We start from the raw sequence: 22,503 nt of genomic DNA on the forward strand, positions 1-22,503 counted from the left end.
TCGGCCTGGCTCCCAGCCCGGATTGCACCACGCCATCCGGGCACGAAGTCACTCGCGAGTGACTTCGACTTTCGCCAGTTTTTCGTAGTAGCACGCCAGAGCGCTGTGGTCTGCTGTTCCCAGCCCATCGGCACGCAGTGCCTGCATCATCTCCATGACCATTGCGGTCAGCGGCAATTGCGCACCAACGTCATGGGAAGTATCCAGCGCATTTGCCAGATCCTTAATATGCAGATCGATACGGAAGCCCGGCTTGAAATTCCTGTCCATCACCAGCGGCGCTTTTGCATCGAGTACAGTACTTCCCGCCAGCCCACCACGAATCGCCTGATAAACCAGATCAGGATTAACGCCCGCTTTGGTTGCCAGCGTTAACGCTTCTGACATCGCCGCAATATTCAGCGCTACAATGACCTGGTTTGCCAGTTTGGTGACGTTGCCTGCACCGATTTCTCCGGTACATACAACGGATCCCGCCATCGCTTTCATCAAGTCATAGTATTTGTCGAAAATAGCTTTGTCGCCACCCACCATCACTGACAGGGTGCCATCGATGGCTTTCGGTTCACCGCCGCTCACCGGGACGTCCAGCATATCAATACCTTTCGCTTTCAGTGCTTCGCTGATTTCACGGCTTGCCAGCGGAGCGATTGAACTCATATCGATTAATACCGTCCCTGGTTTTGCACCTTCAATGATGCCATTTTCCCCCAGCGCCACCTCTTTCACGTGCGGAGAGTTTGGCAGCATGGTAATGATGACATCGCACTGTTCAGCGATGGCTTTAGCCGTAGACGCGGTTTCTGCGCCTGCGGTAATCACGTCAGCGATAGCTTCTGGATTACGGTCAGAAACCACCAGCGAGTAACCTGCTTTCAGAAGGTTTTTACTCATTGGTTTACCCATAATACCCAGGCCAATAAAACCAACTTTCATAGTCATATCAATTATCTCTCTTGTTGCGGTGGTCGTTATTTTTTAAAGGCATCTGCCAGTTTCTGCGTGGCGGAGCGGAAAATACCGAGGTCGCTGCCGACAGCGACAAATGTGGCACCCCATTCCAGATAACGGCGTGCATCGGCTTCAACTGGCGCGAGGATGCCACTGGGTTTACCGTAAGCGCTGGCGCGGTTGAAAATATGTTGAATCGCTTTTTGTACCTCCGGATGTGACGCATTGCCGAGATGACCTAATGCCGCCGCCAAATCGCTGGGGCCAACGAAAATGCCATCAACGCCTTCGGTCGCAGCGATGGCGTCAACGTTATCGACGCCCTGCTGGCTTTCGATTTGCGCCAGAATGGCGATGTTCTTATTCGACCGGGCGAAATAGTCCGGTACGGTGCCAAACATATTGGCGCGATGAGAAACGGAGACGCCGCGAATACCTTCTGGTGGATAACGCGTTGATGCTACCGCCTGTACCGCGTCTTCTTCCGTTTCGACAAAGGGGATCAGGAAGTTGTAAAAACCGATATCTAACAGGCGCTTAATAATCACCGGTTCGTTGGTCGGCACCCTCACTACTGGCGCACTGGCGCTACCTTTCAACGCCATCAACTGCGGGATGAACGTGGAAATATCGTTTGGCGCATGTTCGCCATCCAGCACCAGCCAGTCAAAGCCAGCCAAACCAAGAACTTCAGTGCTGATCGGGTTGGAAAGTGCTGACCAGCAGCCAATCTGTACCTGTTTCGCAGCCAACGCGGCTTTGAACTTATTGGGGAAAATATCGTTATTCATCGCTTATACCTTTGCTTATTTCTGCAATTCCATACGTTTAATGTCACCAACCACGAAGAGGTAGCAGACCATTGCCATCAGCGCCGAACATCCCACAAATACCAGCGCCGCATTGAAGGAATGCAGTTCACTAACCAGGTAACCAATCACCAGTGGAGTGACAATGGAGGCGACATTGCCAAAGACGTTAAAGACGCCGCCGCAGAGGCCAACAATCTCTTTCGGTGCGGTATCGGAAACCACCGGCCAGCCCAGTGCGCCAAATCCTTTGCCAAAGAAGGCTAACGCCATCAGCATGACCACCAGCGTGGTGTTGTTGGTGTAGTTACATAAGATGATGGTGGAAGCCAGCAACATTCCCAGCACAATTGGTAGCTTACGTGCCAGAGTCAGTGACAAACCGCGTTTGATCAGATAATCCGAGAAGACACCCCCAAGCACGCCGCCAGCAAATCCACACAATGCCGGAATCGACGCAACCAGGCCGACTTTCAGAATCGACATCCCCTTTTCCTGTACCAGATAAATCGGGAACCAGGTGAGGAAGAACCAGGTGATGGTGTTGATAAAATATTGCCCGAAAAATACCCCCAGCATCATGCGGTTAGAGAGCAATTGCTTGATGTAATGCAGCTTAGGACCGCTTGCTGTCGCACCGCCTGGCTTTTTGTGATCCATATCGACCACCGCACCATTTTCGGAGATAAACTTCAACTCTTCCGCAGACATGCGCGGATGGTCTGTCGGGTTATGAATCAACTTAATCCACAGCGCCGTTAGTACAAAACCAATCCCCCCCATAACGGTAAAGACGTGCTCCCAGCCCCAGGCGAAAGTCAGCCAGCCAAGCAGCGGCGAAAAGAGCGCCAGCGAGAAATATTGCGCCGAGTTAAAGATGGCGGAAGCTGTTCCGCGTTCTTTAGTCGGGAACCAGGCGGCAACAATACGGGCGTTCGCCGGGAATGACGGCGCTTCCGAGAAGCCCAACATAAAGCGCATGAAGAACATGGAGATCCCTGCCCAGGCAATAGGGAACATATCGACAAAGCCTTGCAGGAAGGTAAACAGCGACCAGAAAAAGAGGCTGTAAGTGTAAACTTTCTTCGATCCAAACTTATCCAGCAGCCAGCCGCCAGGGATTTGCATTAGCAGATAGGCCCAGCCAAAAGCGGAGAAAATGTACCCCATCGAAACCGTGCTTAATTGCAGTTCTTTTGCTACTTCAGTTCCGGCAATCGACAGCGTTGCACGGTCGGCATAGTTAACGGCTGTCACAATAAAAATAATAAATAATATTAAATAGCGGGTATACACGCTTTTCTTTTTTTCTTCAATGGTGTCCAGAATCATTTTATTTACCTCGGGTACTTATGTTGATTTTTATTATTGGGAAGGTATTATTTATGAGTTCCATTCATATAGTTATGACAATGGCCTCGTGAATTAGTATAAGCAGCGGGGTAATAATAATCATTGTGCAAATGCGAACTTAAATAATGTAATTTAAATATTATTTTGAGCATATGCACATAACATTGCGCGCTAAAGCACAGATTTACGCTTTGCCTTGCCGGATAGCGTCGCAATCCCTGAAATGATTGACATTGATCACATTTCTACCGTTAAACTCCTGACATTCTTATTTCACCTAATGAAGTTATTTATTTTTAAATGAGATCTAATGCTCATTTTAATATCCCCCTGGCTGGAGAATATTGAACAATGGCCAATATCGAAATAAGACAAGAAACGCCGACTGCGTTTTATATAAAAGTTCATGACACAGATAATGTGGCAATTATTGTTAATGATAATGGCCTGAAAGCAGGAACGCGTTTTCCGGACGGCCTGGAATTAATTGAGCATATTCCCCAGGGGCATAAAGTCGCATTGATCGACATTCCTGCTGATGGCGAAATTATTCGTTATGGCGAAGTGATTGGTTACGCCATGCGCGCCATCCCACGTGGAAGCTGGATCGATGAATCGATGGTGGTTCTGCCTGAAGCGCCCCCCTTACATACTTTGCCTCTGGCAACCAAAGTGCCGGAACCTTTACCGCCGCTGGAAGGTTATACCTTTGAAGGCTATCGCAATGCCGATGGCAGTGTGGGCACCAAGAACCTGCTCGGCATCACGACCAGCGTGCATTGTGTGGCAGGCGTCGTCGATTACGTGGTGAAAATTATTGAGCGCGACCTGCTGCCGAAATACCCGAACGTCGATGGTGTGGTGGGGCTGAATCACCTGTACGGCTGTGGCGTGGCGATTAATGCCCCAGCGGCGGTGGTGCCTATTCGAACCATTCACAACATTTCGCTGAACCCAAACTTTGGCGGTGAGGTGATGGTGATTGGCCTCGGATGCGAGAAATTGCAACCAGAGCGCCTGCTGGTCGGTACGGACGATGTGCAGGCTATTCCACTGGAAAGCGCCAGTATTGTCAGCTTGCAGGATGAAAAGCATGTCGGTTTTCAGTCAATGGTTGAGGATATTTTGCTGGTTGCCGAACGCCATCTGCACAAGCTGAATCAACGTCAGCGAGAAACCTGCCCGGCTTCAGAACTGGTTGTTGGTATGCAGTGCGGCGGCAGCGATGCGTTTTCTGGCGTGACAGCCAATCCGGCGGTTGGCTATGCGTCTGATCTGCTGGTGCGCTGCGGTGCAACGGTGATGTTCTCGGAAGTGACGGAAGTACGCGACGCCATTCATCTGCTGACGCCGCGCGCCGTTAACGAAGAGGTCGGTAAGCGTCTGCTGGAAGAGATGGAATGGTACGACAACTATCTCAATATGGGGAAAACCGACCGCAGCGCCAACCCTTCGCCGGGAAACAAAAAAGGCGGTCTGGCAAACGTCGTGGAGAAGGCTCTCGGCTCCATTGCCAAATCAGGTAAAAGCGCGATTGTAGAAGTGCTGTCGCCAGGGCAGCGTCCGACCAAACGTGGATTAATTTACGCCGCGACGCCAGCCAGCGACTTTGTCTGTGGCACCCAACAGGTGGCTTCAGGAATTACCGTTCAAGTATTTACGACCGGTCGCGGCACACCTTACGGCCTGATGGCAGTGCCGGTCATTAAAATGGCAACCCGCACTGAACTGGCGAACCGTTGGTTTGATTTGATGGATATTAATGCGGGCACCATCGCCACTGGCGAAGAGACGATTGAAGAGGTGGGCTGGAAACTGTTCCACTTTATTCTCGACGTTGCCAGCGGGAAGAAGAAAACCTTCTCAGACCAATGGGGACTGCATAACCAACTGGCGGTGTTTAACCCGGCACCGGTGACTTGATAACTCAATTTGTATTATGCCCGATGGCACACGTTTATCGGGCATAGTAAGTCATAGCGAAGACGCATTCTCCCCGACCAGAATCACCTCAACCCCGGCCTTTCGTAGCCCTTCCAGACTATCCGCAGGAATGCCTTCATCGACAATGATCATATCGATCCGCTGGGTATCAATGATCTTATGTAAACTGGAGCGATTGAACTTACTGGAATCAGTGACCACGATGATCCGTTCCGCAACTTCGCACATCCGGCGGTTCAAACGGGCTTCATCTTCATTGTGCGTACTGACGCCGCGCTCCAGATCGATAGCATCTACACCGAGAAACAGCATGTCGAAGTGGTAATTTTGCAGCGATTGTTCAGCCTGATCGCCATAAAAAGATTGTGACTGACGGCGCAAATGCCCGCCGGTCATCAGTAGCTCAACGCCCTCAGCTTCCAGCAAAGCATTAGCCACGTTCATACCGTTGGTCATCGCAATCACGTCAGTATGCTTGCGCATCAGACGGGCAATCTCAAAGGTTGTGGTTCCGGAGTCGAGGATCACGCGATGGCCAGGCTTAATCAGCTCAACAGCAGCTTTCGCAACGCTACGTTTCATCGCAGTGTTGAGCGCACTTTTATCTTCCACCGAAGGTTCGACTGACGGTGTCGTGCTATCGCAGATCAACGCGCCACCATAAGCACGCACGGCGATCCCCTGCTTTTCCAGAAATGCCAGATCGTTACGGATCGTCACCGTAGAAACGCCGTACAATGCCGATAGATCATTAACTTGCACACTTCCTTGCTGCCGCAGGCGCTGAATGATCTGTTCTCGTCTCTCACTGGTGCCTGTTACTCGCTTCTCGCCTGAAGCGTCGGTATTACTCATAGTAAGTCCTTTCGTAAAACTTTCGTTTCATTTCGTTTTGCTTATTAACGCCTTTCTATTAACCAAATGCAAGCCCACATTGCCCATTGACGCAAGCGCCCCTCGTTTCAGAAGCTTTCATTATGTTTCTTTTGTGAATCAGATCAGAAAACTATTATCTTTCGTTTTATTTTTATCTCACCATGACGCAGTATCAATTGAAACAAAACGAAAGATCAAGGTTGCAGTAATCTAAACTGGAGAGGAAAGTGAAACATCTGACAGAAATGGTGAGGCAGCACAAAGGGGGCAAAACAAATGGGATTTATGCCGTTTGTTCCGCACATCCGCTGGTGCTGGAAGCTGCCATCCGCTACGCCTTCTCAAACCAAACGCCACTACTGATTGAAGCAACGTCCAATCAGGTGGATCAGTTCGGCGGTTATACCGGAATGACGCCTGCCGATTTTCGCGGCTTTGTTTGCCAGCTTGCCGACTCGCTGAATTTCCCACAAGACATGCTAATTCTCGGTGGCGATCATCTGGGACCTAACCGCTGGCAAAACCTGCCCGCAACCCAGGCGATGGCTAATGCCGATGATTTGATAAAAAGCTACGTCACGGCGGGATTCAAAAAAATTCACCTTGATTGCAGCATGTCCTGTCAGGGCGATCCGATCCCCTTAACCGATGACATCGTTGCTGAACGCGCCGCTCGCCTGGCGAAAGTGGCGGAAGAAACCTGCCGTGAACACTTTGGCGAGGCCGATCTGGTGTATGTCATTGGAACTGAAGTTCCGGTTCCTGGCGGCGCGCATGAAACCTTAAGCGAACTGGCAGTGACTACACCGGATGCCGCCCGCACCACGCTGGAAGCCCATCGTCATGCTTTTGAAAAGCAAGGTCTGAATGCCATCTGGCCACGTATTATTGCGCTGGTGGTACAACCCGGCGTCGAATTCGATCACACCAACGTTATTGATTATCAGCCTGCAAAAGCGATCGCCTTAAGTCAGATGGTCGAAAACTACGAAACACTGATTTTCGAAGCTCATTCTACCGATTATCAAACACCGCAATCGCTGCGCCAGTTGGTCATTGACCACTTTGCCATTCTGAAAGTTGGCCCGGCGCTGACCTTCGCCCTACGTGAAGCTCTGTTTTCTCTGGCGGCTATCGAAGAAGAACTGGTGCCAGCAAAAGCCTGTTCTGGTCTGCGTCAGGTACTGGAAAACGTGATGCTCGACCGTCCGGAATACTGGCAAAGCCATTACCACGGGGACGGGAACGCGCGTCGTCTGGCACGCGGCTACAGTTACTCGGATCGCGTGCGTTATTACTGGCCAGACCGGCAGATTGATGATGCTTTCGCCCACCTGGTCCGCAATCTGGCAGATGCGCCAATTCCGCAGCCACTCATCAGCCAGTACCTGCCGCTGCAATACGTAAAAGTTCGCTCCGGCGAGCTACAGCCAACGCCACGGGCACTCATTATTAACCATATTCAGGACATCCTGGCGCAGTACCACGCTGCCTGTGAAGGCCAGTAAGCCATAACAAAAACGAGGAACACGCTATGCCAAATATTGTTTTAAGCCGGATTGATGAACGCTTGATTCACGGTCAGGTCGGCGTTCAGTGGGTTGGATTTGCGGGGGCAAATCTGGTTCTGGTAGCCAATGATGAGGTTGCCGAAGATCCGGTACAACAAAACCTGATGGAAATGGTGCTGGCAGAAGGGATCGCCGTGCGTTTCTGGACACTACAAAAAGTGATCGACAACATCCACCGCGCTGCTGATCGGCAGAAAATCTTGCTGGTTTGTAAAACACCAGCCGATTTCCTGACGCTGGTTAAAGGTGGCGTTCCGGTTAACCGCATTAACGTTGGCAATATGCACTACGCCAATGGCAAGCAGCAAATCGCCAAAACGGTTTCTGTGGATGCGGGCGATATCGCGGCATTTAACGACCTGAAATCCGCAGGGGTGGAATGCTTCGTTCAGGGCGTCCCGACAGAACCTGCTGTGGACCTCTTTAAATTACTTTGAGGGATTCATCATGGAAATCAGTCTGTTGCAGGCATTCGCGTTGGGCATTATCGCCTTTATCGCTGGCCTGGATATGTTTAACGGCTTAACCCATATACACCGCCCGGTGGTTCTCGGGCCGTTGGTCGGGCTGGTACTTGGCGATCTGCATACCGGTATTTTAACTGGCGGTACACTGGAACTGGTGTGGATGGGGCTGGCTCCACTGGCGGGCGCACAGCCACCTAACGTGATTATCGGCACTATCGTCGGCACGGCATTTGCCATCACTACCGGCGTGAAACCGGATGTCGCGGTCGGCGTCGCCGTACCTTTCGCGGTCGCGGTACAAATGGGGATTACCTTCCTGTTCTCGGTGATGTCTGGTGTGATGTCCCGCTGCGACCGAATGGCGGAGAATGCCGATACGCGCGGTATTGAGCGCGTAAACTATCTGGCGCTACTGGCGCTCGGCACCTTCTATTTTCTCTGCGCTTTCCTGCCAATTTACTTCGGTGCGGAACATGCCAAAACCATCATTGATGTCCTGCCGCAACGGTTAATCGACGGCCTCGGCGTCGCGGGCGGCATCATGCCAGCAATCGGTTTTGCCGTACTACTGAAAATCATGATGAAAAACGTCTATATCCCTTACTTCATCCTGGGGTTCGTTGCCGCCGCCTGGCTCAAGTTACCGGTGTTGGCTATTGCCGCCGCCGCGCTGGCGATGGCGCTGATCGACCTGCTGCGTAAATCTCCTGAACCGACTCAACCTGCGGCACAGAAAGAGGAATTTGAAGATGGCATCTAATCAAACGACCCTGCCGAACGTCAGCGAAAATGAAGAAACACTGCTGAACGGCGTCAATGAAAACGTATATGAAGATCAGAGCATTGGCGCAGAGCTAACGAAAAAAGATATCAATCGCGTCGCATGGCGTTCCATGCTGTTACAGGCTTCTTTCAACTACGAACGTATGCAGGCTTCCGGTTGGCTGTACGGTCTGTTACCTGCACTGAAAAAGATCCACACCAATAAACGCGACCTGGCGCGCGCCATGAAAGGGCATATGGGTTTCTTCAATACTCACCCGTTTCTGGTGACGTTTGTTATTGGCATTATCCTCGCGATGGAGCGTTCCAAGCAGGACGTTAACAGTATTCAGAGCACCAAGATTGCTGTAGGTGCGCCGCTGGGCGGGATTGGCGATGCGATGTTCTGGCTGACGTTGCTACCAATTTGTGGCGGGATTGGTGCCAGTCTCGCGTTGCAAGGATCTATTCTCGGCGCTGTCGTATTTATTGTTCTGTTCAACGTGGTGCATCTCGGTCTGCGTTTTGGCCTTGCGCATTACGCTTATCGCATGGGCGTCGCGGCGATCCCGCTGATTAAAGCGAATACCAAAAAAGTCGGCCATGCGGCGTCTATCGTCGGGATGACGGTAATCGGCGCGCTGGTTGCAACCTATGTCCGTTTAAGCACCACTCTGGAAATCACGGCGGGCGACGCAGTGGTTAAGTTGCAGGCTGACGTTATCGACAAACTGATGCCTGCCTTCTTACCGCTGGTCTATACCCTGACCATGTTCTGGCTGGTACGTCGCGGCTGGAGTCCGTTGCGCCTGATTGCAATCACGGTGGTTCTCGGCATCGTCGGTAAATTTTGCCATTTCCTTTAAATACAATGAGGTAATAGATGTTAAGTATTATTTTGACAGGGCATGGCGGATTTGCCAGCGGCATGGAAAAAGCGATGAAACAAATTCTCGGTGAGCAATCGCAGTTTATCGCCATCGATTTTCCGGAAACCTCAAGCACCGCGCTGCTTACATCGCAGCTTGAAGAAGCCATCGCCCAACTGGATTGTGAAGACGGCATTGTTTTTCTAACGGATTTGCTCGGCGGCACGCCGTTTCGCGTGGCTTCAACGCTGGCGATGCAAAAACCGGGCTGTGAAGTGATCACCGGCACCAATTTGCAACTGTTACTGGAGATGGTGCTGGAACGTGAAGGGTTAAGTAGCGAAGAGTTTCGCGTGCAGGCGTTGGAGTGCGGACACCGTGGGCTGACCAGTCTGGTGGACGAGCTGGATCGCTGCCATGAAGAATGTCCGGTCGAGGAAGGGATATAAGGTAAGCGCCCCGCCGCTGTTAGTAAAAGACAGTGGGTGACGTTTTACACTTTCGTTTCTTTTCTGGCTTTCACTTCCCCCCGCAAGGTCTTTCTTTTGTTTTGACCTTTGCACCGGTGTCGGATGCGACGCTGACGCGTCTTATCCGACCTACGGAGCGTCGTTGCGGCGTAAATGTCGGATGTCTTATCCGACCTACGGCTGGTGACAGCCAGGCGGATAAGGCGTTTACGCCGCATCCGGCAATCAGTGCTGATATTTACACCATCATGCAATCCCTTTCACTTCCCTTATCTTTTCTTTCAACGATCACAAATTTCGTTTTATTTCTTTTTTCACCATTGAACTTTCAGTTTCTTTTCTATAAATTTTAATCAACGAAAGAAATAACCAAGTGAAATGAAACGAAAGGCAAGCGAAAGCTACCCGCCTGAAGTCAAGTTCATCAGACTAAGGATTGCGTTATGCCAGAAAATTATACCCCTGCTGCTGCAACCACCGGCACATGGACTGAAGAAGAGATCCGCCATCAGCCTCGCGCATGGATCCGTTCGCTCACCAACATCGACACGTTACGTTCTGCGCTCGATAACTTCCTTGAACCGTTACTGCGCAAAGAGGATCTGCGGATCATCCTGACCGGAGCCGGAACCTCGGCATTTATCGGTGACATCATCGCGCCATGGCTCGCCAGCCAGACTGGAAAAAACTTCAGCGCCGTACCGACCACCGATCTGGTCACTAATCCAATGGATTACCTGAATCCAGCTCATCCTCTGCTGCTGATCTCCTTCGGTCGTTCCGGCAACAGCCCGGAAAGCGTCGCTGCCGTGGAACTGGCGAATCAGTTTGTGCCGGAGTGCTACCACTTGCCGATCACTTGTAACGAAGCGGGCGATCTCTATCAAAACGCGATTAACAGCGACAACGCGTTTGCCCTGCTGATGCCAGCAGAAACGCACGATCGCGGCTTTGCGATGACCAGCAGCATTACCACCATGATGGCCAGTTGCCTCGCGGTTTTCGCGCCAGAGACGATCAACAGCCAGACCTTCCGTGACGTGGCGGATCGTTGCCAGGTAATCCTGACCTCGCTGGGCGATTTCAGCGAAGGTGTGTTTGGTTACGCGCCGTGGAAACGGATCGTTTATCTCGGCAGCGGTGGCTTACAGGGCGCGGCACGCGAGTCGGCGTTGAAGGTACTGGAACTGACTGCGGGTAAGCTGGCGGCCTTTTATGATTCCCCAACCGGATTCCGTCATGGCCCGAAATCGCTGGTCAATGACGAAACGCTGGTGGTGGTGTTTGTCTCCAGCCACCCTTATACCCGTCAGTATGATCTTGATCTGCTGGCAGAATTACGCCGCGATAACCAGGCAATGCGCGTGATCGCCATCGCCGCTGAAAGCAACGACATTATCACTGCGGGTCCGCATATCATCCTGCCGCCGTCCCGTCACTTTATCGACGTTGAGCAGGCATTTTGCTTCCTGATATACGCTCAGACGTTTGCACTGATGCAGTCGCTGCATATGGGCAATACGCCGGATACCCCATCAGCCAGCGGCACCGTTAACCGTGTGGTGCAAGGTGTCATTATTCATCCGTGGCAGGCATAAGAGGATCGCATTATGAGCATTATCTCCACCAAATATCTGTTACAGGATGCCCTGGCCAATGGTTACGCAGTGCCTGCCTTTAACATTCATAACGCCGAGACGATCCAGGCGATCCTCGAAGTATGTAGTGAAATGCGATCGCCGGTGATCCTCGCCGGGACGCCGGGCACCTTTAAACATATCGCCCTGGAAGAGATCTACGCCCTGTGTAGCGCCTATTCCACGACCTACAACATGCCGCTGGCGCTGCATCTCGACCACCACGAATCGCTGGATGATATTCGCCGTAAAGTCCACGCCGGCGTGCGCAGTGCGATGATCGACGGCAGTCACTTCCCGTTTGTCGAGAACGTGAAGCTGGTGAAATCGGTTGTCGACTTCTGCCACTCGCAGGATTGCAGCGTGGAAGCGGAACTGGGTCGCCTGGGCGGTGTGGAAGATGATATGAGCGTTGACGCCGAAAGCGCGTTCCTTACCGACCCACAAGAAGCTAAACGCTTTGTCGAACTAACGGGCGTCGACAGCCTGGCGGTGGCGATTGGTACGGCGCACGGGTTATACAGCAAAACGCCGAAGATTGATTTCCAGCGACTGGCGGAAATTCGTGAAGTGGTGGATATTCCACTGGTGCTGCATGGTGCCAGCGATGTCCCGGATGAATTTGTCCGTCGCACTATTGAACTTGGCGTCACAAAAGTGAACGTTGCCACGGAATTAAAAATAGCCTTCGCTGGCGCAGTAAAAGCCTGGTTTGCGGAAAATCCGCAAGGTAATGATCCTCGTTATTATATGCGCGTCGGCATGGATGCAATGAAAGAAGTTGTCAGAAACAAAATTAATGTCTGTGGTTCAGAAAATAGAATTTCCGCGTAATTATTGATTTTTTTACGATTTATTTGAGTGTGCTGCCCGGTTAATATCGGGTAGTGCCTTAATGGCAAAGGAGATTATTAAAATTTAATAAATACACCAATATAATATCGCAATAGTAATATATTTAAATAAATTATATTATTCAACTTTTATGGTGAGGATTAAAAATGAGCAGTCCAAATATTCTCTTAACCCGTATTGATAATCGTCTGGTTCATGGCCAGGTTGGCGTTACCTGGACATCCACCATCGGCGCAAATTTGCTGGTGGTCGTGGATGATGTTGTCGCTAATGATGATATTCAACAGAAATTAATGGGCATTACCGCGGAAACTTACGGTTTTGGCATTCGTTTCTTTACTGTCGAAAAAACCATTAACGTCATCGGCAAAGCTGCACCACATCAGAAGATATTCCTGATTTGCCGTACACCGCAAACAGTACGTAAATTGGTGGAAGGGGGAATAGAACTGAAAGACGTTAACGTCGGCAATATGCATTTCTCGGAAGGGAAAAAGCAAATCAGCAGTAAAGTTTATGTCGATTTTCAGGATCTCGCTGATTTACGTTTTATTAAGCAACGTGGCGTGAATGTTTTTATTCAGGACGTCCCCGGTGATCAAAAAGAACAAATACCTGACTAAATCTAAAATCGCCTTAATATTGGTTTGAGGTAATAAAAATGCATGAAATAACCCTAATTCAGGGGCTATCCCTGGCGGCATTAGTTTTCGTTCTGGGGATTGATTTTTGGCTGGAAGCCTTGTTTTTATTCCGTCCGATAATCGTTTGTACCCTTACTGGAGCAATACTCGGTGATATTCAGACCGGCTTAATTACCGGTGGTCTGACAGAACTGGCGTTCGCCGGATTAACCCCTGCCGGTGGTGTTCAACCGCCCAACCCTATCATGGCGGGTCTGATGACTACCGTCATTGCGTGGTCTACGGGGGTGGATGCCAAAACGGCAATTGGTCTTGGCCTGCCGTTTAGTTTGTTAATGCAGTACGTCATTCTGTTTTTCTATTCCGCTTTCTCATTATTTATGACCAAAGCGGATAAATGCGCGAAAGAGGCGGATACGGCCGCGTTTTCCCGACTTAACTGGATAACGATGCTGATTGTTGCCTCTTCATATGCAGTGATTGCGTTTCTTTGTACCTACCTGGCGCAAGGCGCGATGCAGGCGCTGGTAAAGGCGATGCCAGCCTGGTTGACTCATGGTTTTGAAGTGGCCGGCGGTATTTTACCTGCCGTTGGTTTTGGTCTGCTGCTGCGCGTGATGTTCAAAGCGCAATACATCCCTTACCTGATCGCCGGTTTCCTGTTTGTTTGCTACATCCAGGTCAGCAACCTGTTACCGGTCGCCGTACTGGGGGCAGGTTTTGCGGTGTATGAATTTTTCAATGCGAAATCCCGGCAGCAAGCGCAACCGCAGCCCGTTGCCAGTAAAAATGAAGAAGAGGACTACAGCAATGGGATCTGAAATCAGTAAAAAAGATATCACCCGTCTGGGCTTTCGTTCATCGCTGCTGCAAGCGAGCTTTAACTACGAAAGGATGCAGGCGGGGGGATTTACCTGGGCGATGTTGCCGATCCTGAAAAAGATTTATAAGGACGACAAACCGGGCTTAAGCGCGGCGATGAAAGATAACCTCGAATTTATTAACACCCACCCGAATCTGGTCGGATTCCTGATGGGATTACTCATTTCGATGGAAGAGAAAGGGGAAAATCGCGACACCATTAAAGGCCTCAAAGTGGCGCTGTTTGGCCCAATCGCCGGGATTGGCGATGCGATTTTCTGGTTTACCTTATTGCCGATTATGGCGGGGATTTGCTCATCGTTTGCCAGCCAGGGAAACCTGTTGGGGCCGATTCTGTTTTTCGCCGTTTACCTGCTTATCTTTTTCCTGCGCGTTGGCTGGACTCACGTTGGTTATTCGGTCGGTGTGAAGGCGATTGATAAAGTGCGAGAGAACTCGCAGATGATCGCCCGTTCGGCAACTATCCTCGGGATCACGGTAATCGGCGGGCTGATCGCTTCGTATGTACATATTAACGTCGTGACGTCGTTTGCTATCGACAGTACTCACAGCGTCGCGCTGCAACAGGATTTCTTCGATAAAGTCTTCCCGAATATTTTGCCGATGGCTTACACCCTGTTGATGTATTACTTATTACGGGTGAAAAAAGCGCATCCGGTGCTGTTAATCGCCGTCACGTTCGTGCTTTCCATCGTTTGTTCCGCATTCGGTATTTTGTAAATGGAATGAGGCACTGCGCCTGACGGTGCCTCTCTACACAAGGAATTTCTCCTCATGCAAACCTTACAGCACTTCGATGACTACACTGCGCTCAGTGAACACGCCAGCGAACATTTGCTGACGTTAATCCGCAACACCCCCAATGCAGTCATCTGCCTCGCGACCGGCGCAACCCCCGTGCTTACCTACAGTTATCTGGTGGAAAAAATCCACCAGCAGCACGTTGATGCCAGCCAACTGACCTTCGTGAAGCTCGACGAATGGGTAGATCTGCCATTAACCGCGCCCGGCACCTGCGAAACCTTCCTTCAGCAACATATCGTGCAGCCGCTGGGGTTACGTGAAGACCAGCTCATCAGCTTTCGTTCCGAAGGGATAAACGAGACAGAGTGCAAGCGGGTAACGGATTTAATTGCACGCAAAGGTGGTCTCGATTTGTGCGTTCTCGGATTGGGGAAAAACGGTCATCTGGGACTGAACGAACCGGGAGAAAGCCTGCAACCGGCCTGCCATATCAGCCAACTTGATGTGAAAACCCAGCAACATGAGATGTTAAAAACCGCTGGTCACCCCGTGACCCGGGGGATCACCTTAGGCTTGAAGGATATTCTCAATGCCCGCGAAGTTTTGCTACTGGTGACTGGCGAAGGAAAGCAGGATGCGACAGAACGTTTTCTCACAGCCACAGTCTCCACCACTATCCCCGCTTCGTTTTTATGGCTACATAACCATTTCACATGTTTGATTGATGGGATGCTTCATCGTTAACATCCCCCTAAGCCAGGCAAAAGCAAGTGGCCCCTGGGTTCTTCAAACGGGGCCACGGAGATATATCACTCCCCTTGCTGCTCCAGCGCATACTTATACAGCGCGTTTTTCTTCACGCCGTGAATTTCTGCTGCCAGCGCCGCCGCTTTTTTCAGCGGCAGTTCTGCCTGCAACAGCGCCAGCGTGCGCAGCGCATCGGCGGGCAAATCATCCTCCTGTGCTTTATGCCCTTCGACAATCAGCACCATTTCACCTTTGCGGCGATTTTCATCTTCTTTTACCCACGCCAGCAGTTCGCCTACGGGCGCGCCGTGAATGTTTTCCCAGGTTTTGGTCAGTTCGCGAGCCAGCACTACGTAGCGCGATTCGCCCAGCACCGCGACAATATCTTCCAGGCTGTCTAACAGACGGTGGGTGGATTCATAAAAAATCAGCGTGCGCGGTTCCGTTTCAATGGCTTTTAGCGCATCACGGCGACCTTTTGATTTAGCAGGCAGGAAACCTTCATAACAAAAACGATCTGATGGCAAACCCGCGGCGCTTAATGCTGTAATGGCAGCACACGGCCCCGGTAGCGGCACCACGCGAATATCCGCTTCACGGCAGGTGCGCACCAGATGGTAGCCAGGGTCGTTAATCAGCGGCGTTCCGGCATCGGACACCAGCGCAATGTTTTGCCCCTCTTGCAGTTTCGCCAGCAGTGTTTCTGCTTTCTGTTGTTCGTTATGGTCGTGCAAGGCGAACAATCGGGCGTTAATCCCAAAATGTTGCAGCAGTAAACCGGTATGACGCGTATCCTCGGCGGCAATCAGATCAACGGCCTGCAATACCTCCAGCGCACGCTGGGTGATATCTGCCAGATTGCCGATTGGCGTCGGTACAATGTAGAGCTGACCTTGAGAATTATCCGCCGATTGGTGTTGTTTCATTGTGTCGTCCGTATTGCCGATTTAATATTGAGCATTGCGTAAAAAAAATATCACTGGATACATTATGGTACCCTCAACATTTTCTCGTTTGAAAGCCGCGCGTTGTCTGCCTGTTGTTCTGGCAGCCCTGATTTTCGCCGGTTGTGGCACCCATACCCCCGATCAGTCCACTGCCTATATGCAGGGCACGGCGCAGGCTGATTCTGCCTTTTATCTGCAGCAGATGCAGCAAAGCTCTGATGATACCAGGATCAACTGGCAATTACTCGCCATTCGTGCACTGGTGAAAGAAGGTAAAACCGGGCAAGCGGTAGAATTATTTAACCAACTGCCGCAGGAACTGAACGATACCCAGCGTCGCGAGAAAACTCTGCTGGCAGTAGAAATTAAACTGGCACAGAAAGATTTTACTGGCGCGCAAACCTTGCTGGTTAAAATTACTCCGGTAGATTTAGAGCCAAACCAGCAGGCACGTTACTGGCAGGCAAAAATCGATGCCAGCCAGGGGCGTCCTTCCATTGATTTATTGCGCGCTTTAATTGCTCAGGAACCGCTGCTCGGGGCGAAAGAAAAACAGCAAAATATTGACGCTACCTGGCAGGCGCTCTCCTCCATGACTCAGGAGCAGGCGAATACGCTGGTGATCAACGCCGACGAAAATATCCTGCAAGGCTGGCTGGATCTGCAACGCGTCTGGTTTGATAACCGCAACGATCCCGACATGATGAAGGCCGGCATTGCCGACTGGCAGAAACGTTACCCGAACAATCCGGGCGCGAAAATGCTGCCAACGCAGTTGGTAAACGTAAAAGCGTTTAAACCAGCGCCAACCAATAAAATCGCCCTGCTGTTGCCGTTGAATGGTCAGGCCGCGGTGTTTGGTCGCACTATTCAGCAAGGATTTGAAGCGGCGAAAAATATCGGTACTCAACCAGTAGCAGCGCAGGTAGCTGCCGCACCTGCCGCGGACGTCACAGAACAGCCCCAACCGCAAACCGTGGATGGCGTTGCCAGCCCGGCACAGGCCTCTGTTAGCGATCTGACGGGTGAAGAAACCGAGGCACAGCCGGTGCCTGTAAACACCCCAACTGCAACCACCGCAGCAGTAAGCGCACCAGCAAATCCGTCAGCAGAACTGAAAATCTACGATACTTCTTCACAACCGCTTAGCCAGATCCTCAACCAGGTACAGCAGGACGGCGCGAGTATTGTGGTCGGCCCGCTGCTGAAAAATAACGTTGAAGAGTTGCTGAAGAGCAACACCCCGCTGAACGTGCTGGCGCTTAACCAGCCGGAAAATATCGAAAACCGTGCCAACATCTGTTATTTCGCGCTGTCGCCGGAAGATGAAGCGCGCGATGCAGCACGTCATATTCGTGACCAGGGCAAACAAGCGCCGCTGGTGCTGATCCCGCGCAGTTCGCTGGGTGATCGCGTAGCAAATGCGTTTGCGCAAGAGTGGCAGAAACTGGGCGGCGGCACCGTTCTACAACAAAAATTCGGCTCTACCAGCGAATTACGCGCGGGTGTCAACGGCGGTTCAGGTATCGCTTTAACGGGGAGTCCGATTACCCCCAGAACGACAACCGGTTCCGGCATGACCACAAACAACCCAACGCTGCAAACCACGCCAACCGATGACCAGTTCACCAATAATGGCGGTCGTGTCGATGCGGTATACATTGTGGCAACGCCAGGCGAAATCGCCTTCATCAAGCCGATGATTACCATGCGTAACGGCAGCCAGAGCGGCGCAACGCTGTACGCCAGCTCCCGCAGCGCACAAGGCTCCGCGGGTCCTGATTTCCGCCTGGAGATGGAAGGTTTACAGTACAGTGAAATCCCAATGCTGGCAGGGAGTAACCTGTCATTAATGCAGCAGGCACTCAGTGCTGTGAACAACGATTATTCGCTGGCGCGAATGTATGCAATGGGTGTCGATGCCTGGTCACTGGCGAATCATTTCTCGCAAATGCGCCAGGTTCAGGGGTTTGAAATCAACGGTAATACCGGAGGTCTGACGGCTAACCCGGATTGCGTGATTAACAGGAAGTTATCATGGCTACAGTACCAACAAGGTCAGGTAGTCCCCGCCAGTTAACCACTAAACAGACCGGCGATGCGTGGGAAAAACAAGCGCGTCGCTGGCTGGAAGGCAAAGGACTGCAGTTTGTCGCCGCCAACGTGAACGAGCGTGGCGGCGAGATCGATTTGATAATGCGTGAAGGCCAGACCACCGTTTTTGTCGAGGTGCGTTACCGCCGCTCTGCACTCTACGGCGGCGCAGCAGCCAGTGTGACCCGTAGCAAACAACACAAATTATTACAGACTGCCCGCTTGTGGCTCGCGCGCCATAATGGGAGTTTTGATACTGTGGATTGCCGGTTCGATGTGGTAGCCTTCACCGGGAATGATGTTGAGTGGATTAAGGATGCCTTTAATGACCACTCATAATTAAGGTTTAAGGATTAGCGTGCTAGAAAGAATAAAAGCTTGCTTCACTGAAAGCATTCAAACTCAAATTGCGGCGGCAGAGGCGCTTCCGGATGCCATCTCCCGTGCAGCCATGACGCTGGTTCAGTCTCTGCTTAATGGCAACAAAATCCTCTGTTGTGGTAATGGGACTTCCGCTGCCAACGCACAGCATTTTGCTGCCAGCATGATCAACCGTTTCGAAACGGAGCGGCCCAGCTTACCTGCCATTGCACTAAATACTGATAATGTTGTCTTAACGGCGATTGCCAATGATCGCTTGCATGATGAAGTATATGCAAAACAGGTACGGGCGCTGGGACATGCGGGAGATGTGCTGTTAGCCATTTCTACTCGCGGTAACAGCCGCGATATCGTTAAAGCTGTTGAAGCCGCCGTTACGCGTGATATGACTATTGTGGCATTAACCGGCTATGACGGCGGTGAACTTGCAGGGTTGTTAGGGCCGCAAGACGTGGAGATCCGTATTCCTTCGCATCGTAGTGCTCGCATTCAAGAAATGCACATGCTGACGGTAAATTGCCTGTGCGATCTGATCGATAACACGCTTTTCCCTCACCAGGATGATTAAGGAGAATACATGAAGGCATTATCGCCAATCGCAGTCCTTATTTCCGCACTGCTGTTGCAAGGTTGTGTTGCTGCTGCCGTAGTGGGTACAGCCGCTGTGGGAACTAAAGCAGCGACCGATCCGCGCAGTGTCGGCACCCAGGTGGACGATGGCACCCTGGAAGTGCGCGTTAACAGCGCATTGTCGAAAGATGAACAAATTAAGAAAGAAGCGCGCATTAATGTAACGGCCTATCAGGGCAAAGTGCTGCTGGTTGGGCAGTCACCAAACACCGAACTTTCGGCTCGTGCAAAACAGATTGCGATGGGCGTAGACGGTGCCAACGAAGTGTATAACGAGATTCGTCAGGGCCAACCAATTGGTCTGGGCGAAGCGTCGAATGATACGTGGATCACCACTAAAGTTCGCTCGCAGTTGCTGGCAAGCGACCTGGTGAAATCGTCTAACGTGAAAGTAACCACCGAAAACGGCGAAGTGTTCCTGATGGGGCTGGTGACTGAGCGTGAGGCGAAAGCGGCGGCAGATATTGCCAGCCGGGTGAGTGGTGTGAAACGTGTGACCACGGCATTTACGTTTATTAAATAACAGCTCTTTGTAAAGCCTGATGTGACTCTGCCGCGTCTTATCAGGCCTACAATGGCACAAACCACAGGTCGGATAAGGCGCTTGCGCCGCATCCGACATGTTTTCCCTCGAATCAGAACAACAGCGCCAGACTGCCGACAATAACACCCGATACCGCCACCATCGCTCCCGTCAGCCATAATGCCTTCGCCGGAAACGCTTTGCGCAGCATAACTAACGACGGCAAACTCACCGCCGGAAGGGTCATCAATAATGCCAGCGCCGGAGCGGTTCCCATCCCTGCCAGCATCATCGTCTGCACAATCGGAATTTCTGCCGCCGTGGGAATGACAAACAAGCATCCCGCTACCGCCATCGCTATCACCCACATCAGGCTATTATCGACAGCGCCATCGGCATGGGGGAACAGCCAGACGCGAGCAGCCCCCAACGCCAGCACTGCCAGGATATAAACCGGGATCGTACTCCAGAAAAGCGTCCACAGCGCCCTGCCCCAGCGGCTAAAAAATCTGCCCTGCACTTCTGGCATGTCGATTTCGACCGGTGCCTGCGTTTGCGGTGTCTCACGCACCCATTTTTGTACCAGTGTTGCAATCAGCAACACCATCACCAGACCCGCCACCAGGCGAATCGCCGCAAAACCCCAGCCGAGAACAAAGCCCATAAACACCAGCGTTGCTGGGTTTAACAACGGATTCCCCATCCAGAATGCCAGCGCCCCTCCCATCGACACTTGTTGGCGGCGCATCCCCGCCGCGACCGGTGCCGCACAGCAGGTACACATCATTCCAGGCAGTGAAAACAGCGTTCCCAGTAACGTCCCGCGAAAGCGCGATTGTCCAAGCGTGCGCAACAACCAGTCACGAGGGATCAATACCTGAATCAACGATCCGAGGAGCACACCCAGCACCGCCGCTTTCCATACTGCAAGAAAGTAGATCATCGCGTAATCCAACGCTGCCTGCCACGGATTGGCATCCGCCTGTGCGAGGATTGATTTACCGATGCTGTGGGTTTCGGCGGCGGTAAAGGCCTTACCGTAGTAGGGTTGCCACTTCACATACCAGAGTCCGGCAATGACAACGAGAAAGAAAAGCGCGGGTTTCCACCACTGAATGGGCGTTGCCGCCTGAGATGAAGACTGACCAGCCATAGCATTCCCCAGGAAAAAGTTATGATAATTGAGCGCGAGAATATTACGCTCACCATCAATTATTGGGAATAATTATTCAGCTCTTTTGCGTAATTCTGAAGAGCTTAAAATGGTCACGCCTTCATGCTCTGGCCGCATCGCTTCTGCCAGCATTACCCGCGCCACGTCTCGCGCATCAATGGATTTCCAGTTCCCTGGTAGCAAACGGAACAGTGGCGCAAAAAGGGTTTCGTTCATCCGCTGTTTGTTACGATCGCCCAGCAACATCGACGGGCGAGCGATGGTCAGTTTCGGCCAGTTCTGAGCAATTAACGCCTCTTCCATCTCCCCTTTGACACGGTTATAAAAAAATGGTGAATGCGCGTTTGCCCCCATCGCACTGACCACCAGCATATGCTGCGCGCCCAGCCGCCGTCCGGTTAATGCCGTATCCACCACCAGCGTGTAATCAGCGTGAATAAATGCCTCTTTACTGCCCGCCTCCCGCCGCGTGGTGCCAAGGCAACAAAAAACAATGTCTATCGGATCGGTGACCTGCGCCAGCGCGTCGGTCAATTGTGGATCGTGTGGGTTATAGACTCCCGGCATATCTGCTAATGGGCGTCGCGTCGGCGCGGCAATAGCCTGTACTTTCGGTTCATTAATCAACATCCGCAGTAGATGCCCACCCACCAGCCCCGTTGCGCCTGTAATTAAAACCTGACTCATATTGCCTCCGGCCCTGTATATGTACTCATGTTTAACTATAGGTTACCGTTGCCAGACCAGTTTTTTCCCAAAGCCCAGCGTGTTGTCGGTGAATTTTATCTCATCGAGGCGGATTTCCCACACCGGTGCCGACAGCGTCCGGGCAATCGGGAAGCGGCGATTATAGGCCTGACGTGCGAGGTCACTTTCCTCACCTTCCAGTCTGCGGATCTCACCTTTAAACTGCACGCCACGAATTAATGCCACCGTTTTCGGCTGACCATTTACCGTTCCGGCAACCGGAGCCTGCGGCCCGCTCATCTGCGCATGGCGCGTTTTTTCTTCCGTCAAAATGTAAAATGCAACTTTCTGCGCATCAAAAAGATAAAAGGCATTGGCGCACCACAGTTCCCCGTCCTGCTGCACGCACCAGGTGACAACATGTTGTTTTGCCAGCCAACGGCTAATTGCGGTGAGTGTTTCCATTTCTGTTCTCTTTTATACTGT

At 51.7% G+C, this 22,503-nt stretch carries 24 protein-coding genes; 16 read left to right on the plus strand and 8 right to left on the minus strand.

Annotated elements, in window-relative coordinates:
* Positions 1–48 precede the first annotated feature (48 nt).
* From garR to garP, 3 genes are read right to left on the minus strand one after another with little or no spacing between them, the layout of a single operon-like run.
* Positions 49–942, minus strand: coding sequence for a 2-hydroxy-3-oxopropionate reductase (garR, locus tag C0K55_RS03850; RefSeq protein WP_105266158.1), 894 nt, complete (start codon positions 940–942; stop codon positions 49–51).
* A gap of 29 nt (positions 943–971) precedes the next feature.
* The gene (garL, locus tag C0K55_RS03855) at positions 972–1,742 is read right to left on the minus strand and encodes a 2-dehydro-3-deoxyglucarate aldolase (RefSeq protein WP_001058055.1); all 771 of its coding nucleotides are present in this window, start codon (positions 1,740–1,742) and stop codon (positions 972–974) included.
* Between the two features lie 15 nt (positions 1,743–1,757).
* Positions 1,758–3,092 carry a galactarate/glucarate/glycerate transporter GarP gene (gene garP, locus C0K55_RS03860; protein WP_105266159.1) on the minus strand — a complete coding sequence of 445 codons (1,335 nt, stop codon included), beginning with the start codon at positions 3,090–3,092 and terminating at the stop codon, positions 1,758–1,760.
* A gap of 372 nt (positions 3,093–3,464) precedes the next feature.
* On the opposite strand from garP, the gene garD reads away from it, so the two are divergent.
* Positions 3,465–5,036: a galactarate dehydratase gene (gene garD, locus C0K55_RS03865; protein ID WP_105266160.1), complete on the plus strand. Its 1,572-nt coding sequence runs from the start codon at positions 3,465–3,467 to the stop codon at positions 5,034–5,036.
* A 51-nt stretch (positions 5,037–5,087) separates the two neighbouring features.
* Here garD and agaR read toward each other — a convergent pair whose 3' ends face one another.
* Complete coding sequence (gene agaR / locus C0K55_RS03870; protein WP_000072182.1) at positions 5,088–5,912, minus strand: aga operon transcriptional regulator AgaR; 825 nt, start codon at positions 5,910–5,912, stop codon at positions 5,088–5,090.
* A gap of 248 nt (positions 5,913–6,160) precedes the next feature.
* Here agaR and kbaZ point away from each other — a divergent pair, with 248 nt between their 5' ends.
* From kbaZ to C0K55_RS03930, 11 genes are all read left to right on the plus strand, one after another.
* Positions 6,161–7,441: a tagatose-bisphosphate aldolase subunit KbaZ gene (kbaZ, locus tag C0K55_RS03880; RefSeq protein ID WP_016262581.1), complete on the plus strand. Its 1,281-nt coding sequence runs from the start codon at positions 6,161–6,163 to the stop codon at positions 7,439–7,441.
* 26 nt (positions 7,442–7,467) lie between these two features.
* The gene (agaV, locus tag C0K55_RS03885) at positions 7,468–7,941 is read left to right on the plus strand and encodes a PTS N-acetylgalactosamine transporter subunit IIB (RefSeq protein WP_001132993.1); all 474 of its coding nucleotides are present in this window, start codon (positions 7,468–7,470) and stop codon (positions 7,939–7,941) included.
* A gap of 10 nt (positions 7,942–7,951) precedes the next feature.
* The gene (gene agaW, locus C0K55_RS03890) at positions 7,952–8,731 is read left to right on the plus strand and encodes a PTS N-acetylgalactosamine transporter subunit IIC (protein WP_000406200.1); all 780 of its coding nucleotides are present in this window, start codon (positions 7,952–7,954) and stop codon (positions 8,729–8,731) included.
* Positions 8,721–9,599: a PTS N-acetylgalactosamine transporter subunit IID gene (gene agaE, locus C0K55_RS03895; RefSeq protein WP_016249236.1), complete on the plus strand. Its 879-nt coding sequence runs from the start codon at positions 8,721–8,723 to the stop codon at positions 9,597–9,599. The genes agaW and agaE overlap by 11 nt, the downstream gene beginning before the upstream one ends.
* Before the next feature lie 17 nt (positions 9,600–9,616).
* The gene (gene agaF, locus C0K55_RS03900; RefSeq protein ID WP_000948828.1) at positions 9,617–10,051 is read left to right on the plus strand and encodes a PTS galactosamine/N-acetylgalactosamine transporter subunit IIA; all 435 of its coding nucleotides are present in this window, start codon (positions 9,617–9,619) and stop codon (positions 10,049–10,051) included.
* Positions 10,052–10,515: 464 nt separating this feature from the next.
* Positions 10,516–11,670, plus strand: coding sequence for an AgaS family sugar isomerase (locus C0K55_RS03905; protein WP_001114899.1), 1,155 nt, complete (start codon positions 10,516–10,518; stop codon positions 11,668–11,670).
* Between the two features lie 12 nt (positions 11,671–11,682).
* Positions 11,683–12,543 carry a tagatose-bisphosphate aldolase subunit KbaY gene (gene kbaY, locus C0K55_RS03910; protein ID WP_001517149.1) on the plus strand — a complete coding sequence of 287 codons (861 nt, stop codon included), beginning with the start codon at positions 11,683–11,685 and terminating at the stop codon, positions 12,541–12,543.
* 167 nt (positions 12,544–12,710) lie between these two features.
* Positions 12,711–13,187 carry a PTS galactosamine transporter subunit IIB gene (gene agaB, locus C0K55_RS03915; protein ID WP_000098037.1) on the plus strand — a complete coding sequence of 159 codons (477 nt, stop codon included), beginning with the start codon at positions 12,711–12,713 and terminating at the stop codon, positions 13,185–13,187.
* A gap of 38 nt (positions 13,188–13,225) precedes the next feature.
* On the plus strand, positions 13,226–14,029 hold the full coding sequence (agaC, locus tag C0K55_RS03920; protein WP_000544465.1) for a PTS galactosamine transporter subunit IIC: 804 nt from the start codon (positions 13,226–13,228) through the stop codon (positions 14,027–14,029).
* Entirely contained in the window at positions 14,019–14,810 is a 792-nt protein-coding gene (gene agaD / locus C0K55_RS03925; protein WP_000534352.1) for a PTS galactosamine transporter subunit IID, read from the plus strand. Before agaC ends, agaD begins: the two co-directional genes overlap by 11 nt.
* Positions 14,811–14,864: 54 nt before the next feature.
* Positions 14,865–15,578 carry a galactosamine-6-phosphate isomerase gene (locus C0K55_RS03930; protein WP_105266161.1) on the plus strand — a complete coding sequence of 238 codons (714 nt, stop codon included), beginning with the start codon at positions 14,865–14,867 and terminating at the stop codon, positions 15,576–15,578.
* 65 nt (positions 15,579–15,643) lie between these two features.
* Here C0K55_RS03930 and rsmI read toward each other — a convergent pair whose 3' ends face one another.
* Entirely contained in the window at positions 15,644–16,507 is an 864-nt protein-coding gene (gene rsmI / locus C0K55_RS03935; RefSeq protein WP_000809251.1) for a 16S rRNA (cytidine(1402)-2'-O)-methyltransferase, read from the minus strand.
* Between the two features lie 64 nt (positions 16,508–16,571).
* Between rsmI and lpoA the strand changes: the two genes are divergently transcribed.
* From lpoA to dolP, 4 genes are read left to right on the plus strand one after another with little or no spacing between them, the layout of a single operon-like run.
* Positions 16,572–18,608, plus strand: coding sequence for a penicillin-binding protein activator LpoA (gene lpoA / locus C0K55_RS03940; protein WP_105266162.1), 2,037 nt, complete (start codon positions 16,572–16,574; stop codon positions 18,606–18,608).
* Positions 18,566–18,961, plus strand: a complete 396-nt coding sequence (locus C0K55_RS03945) for a YraN family protein (RefSeq protein WP_000246845.1) — start codon at positions 18,566–18,568, stop codon at positions 18,959–18,961. The genes lpoA and C0K55_RS03945 overlap by 43 nt, the downstream gene beginning before the upstream one ends.
* 19 nt (positions 18,962–18,980) lie before the next feature.
* Positions 18,981–19,571, plus strand: a complete 591-nt coding sequence (gene diaA / locus C0K55_RS03950; protein ID WP_000893477.1) for a DnaA initiator-associating protein DiaA — start codon at positions 18,981–18,983, stop codon at positions 19,569–19,571.
* Positions 19,572–19,580: 9 nt separating this feature from the next.
* Complete coding sequence (gene dolP / locus C0K55_RS03955; RefSeq protein WP_000646038.1) at positions 19,581–20,156, plus strand: division/outer membrane stress-associated lipid-binding lipoprotein; 576 nt, start codon at positions 19,581–19,583, stop codon at positions 20,154–20,156.
* A 112-nt stretch (positions 20,157–20,268) separates the two neighbouring features.
* Here the strand turns inward: dolP and C0K55_RS03960 are convergent, their stop codons facing one another.
* From C0K55_RS03960 to C0K55_RS03970, 3 genes are all read right to left on the minus strand, one after another.
* On the minus strand, positions 20,269–21,309 hold the full coding sequence (locus tag C0K55_RS03960; RefSeq protein WP_001517152.1) for a permease: 1,041 nt from the start codon (positions 21,307–21,309) through the stop codon (positions 20,269–20,271).
* 72 nt (positions 21,310–21,381) lie between these two features.
* Positions 21,382–22,017, minus strand: a complete 636-nt coding sequence (locus C0K55_RS03965) for an NAD(P)H-binding protein (protein WP_001517153.1) — start codon at positions 22,015–22,017, stop codon at positions 21,382–21,384.
* 42 nt (positions 22,018–22,059) lie between these two features.
* A complete protein-coding gene (locus tag C0K55_RS03970) occupies positions 22,060–22,482 on the minus strand; it encodes a YhbP family protein (RefSeq protein ID WP_105266163.1) in 423 nt (140 codons plus the stop codon).
* Positions 22,483–22,503 lie beyond the last annotated feature (21 nt).

Origin of the sequence: Escherichia sp. MOD1-EC6098, from assembly GCF_002965865.1 — a bacterium.
GTDB classification, from domain to species: domain Bacteria; phylum Pseudomonadota; class Gammaproteobacteria; order Enterobacterales; family Enterobacteriaceae; genus Escherichia; species Escherichia marmotae.

Bases quoted from the DNA above. Each gene is read 5' to 3' on its own strand.
- garR (WP_105266158.1), bottom strand. From the start codon at position 942: ATGACTATGAAAGTTGGTTTTATTGGCCTGGGTATTATGGGTAAACCA.
- garL (WP_001058055.1), bottom strand. From the start codon at position 1,742: ATGAATAACGATATTTTCCCCAATAAGTTCAAAGCCGCGTTGGCTGCG.
- garP (WP_105266159.1), bottom strand. From the start codon at position 3,092: ATGATTCTGGACACCATTGAAGAAAAAAAGAAAAGCGTGTATACCCGC.
- garD (WP_105266160.1), top strand. From the start codon at position 3,465: ATGGCCAATATCGAAATAAGACAAGAAACGCCGACTGCGTTTTATATA.
- agaR (WP_000072182.1), bottom strand. From the start codon at position 5,912: ATGAGTAATACCGACGCTTCAGGCGAGAAGCGAGTAACAGGCACCAGT.
- agaV (WP_001132993.1), top strand. From the start codon at position 7,468: ATGCCAAATATTGTTTTAAGCCGGATTGATGAACGCTTGATTCACGGT.
- agaW (WP_000406200.1), top strand. From the start codon at position 7,952: ATGGAAATCAGTCTGTTGCAGGCATTCGCGTTGGGCATTATCGCCTTT.
- agaE (WP_016249236.1), top strand. From the start codon at position 8,721: ATGGCATCTAATCAAACGACCCTGCCGAACGTCAGCGAAAATGAAGAA.
- agaF (WP_000948828.1), top strand. From the start codon at position 9,617: ATGTTAAGTATTATTTTGACAGGGCATGGCGGATTTGCCAGCGGCATG.
- C0K55_RS03905 (WP_001114899.1), top strand. From the start codon at position 10,516: ATGCCAGAAAATTATACCCCTGCTGCTGCAACCACCGGCACATGGACT.
- kbaY (WP_001517149.1), top strand. From the start codon at position 11,683: ATGAGCATTATCTCCACCAAATATCTGTTACAGGATGCCCTGGCCAAT.
- agaB (WP_000098037.1), top strand. From the start codon at position 12,711: ATGAGCAGTCCAAATATTCTCTTAACCCGTATTGATAATCGTCTGGTT.
- agaC (WP_000544465.1), top strand. From the start codon at position 13,226: ATGCATGAAATAACCCTAATTCAGGGGCTATCCCTGGCGGCATTAGTT.
- agaD (WP_000534352.1), top strand. From the start codon at position 14,019: ATGGGATCTGAAATCAGTAAAAAAGATATCACCCGTCTGGGCTTTCGT.
- C0K55_RS03930 (WP_105266161.1), top strand. From the start codon at position 14,865: ATGCAAACCTTACAGCACTTCGATGACTACACTGCGCTCAGTGAACAC.
- rsmI (WP_000809251.1), bottom strand. From the start codon at position 16,507: ATGAAACAACACCAATCGGCGGATAATTCTCAAGGTCAGCTCTACATT.
- lpoA (WP_105266162.1), top strand. From the start codon at position 16,572: ATGGTACCCTCAACATTTTCTCGTTTGAAAGCCGCGCGTTGTCTGCCT.
- C0K55_RS03945 (WP_000246845.1), top strand. From the start codon at position 18,566: ATGGCTACAGTACCAACAAGGTCAGGTAGTCCCCGCCAGTTAACCACT.
- dolP (WP_000646038.1), top strand. From the start codon at position 19,581: ATGAAGGCATTATCGCCAATCGCAGTCCTTATTTCCGCACTGCTGTTG.
- C0K55_RS03960 (WP_001517152.1), bottom strand. From the start codon at position 21,309: ATGGCTGGTCAGTCTTCATCTCAGGCGGCAACGCCCATTCAGTGGTGG.
- C0K55_RS03965 (WP_001517153.1), bottom strand. From the start codon at position 22,017: ATGAGTCAGGTTTTAATTACAGGCGCAACGGGGCTGGTGGGTGGGCAT.
- C0K55_RS03970 (WP_105266163.1), bottom strand. From the start codon at position 22,482: ATGGAAACACTCACCGCAATTAGCCGTTGGCTGGCAAAACAACATGTT.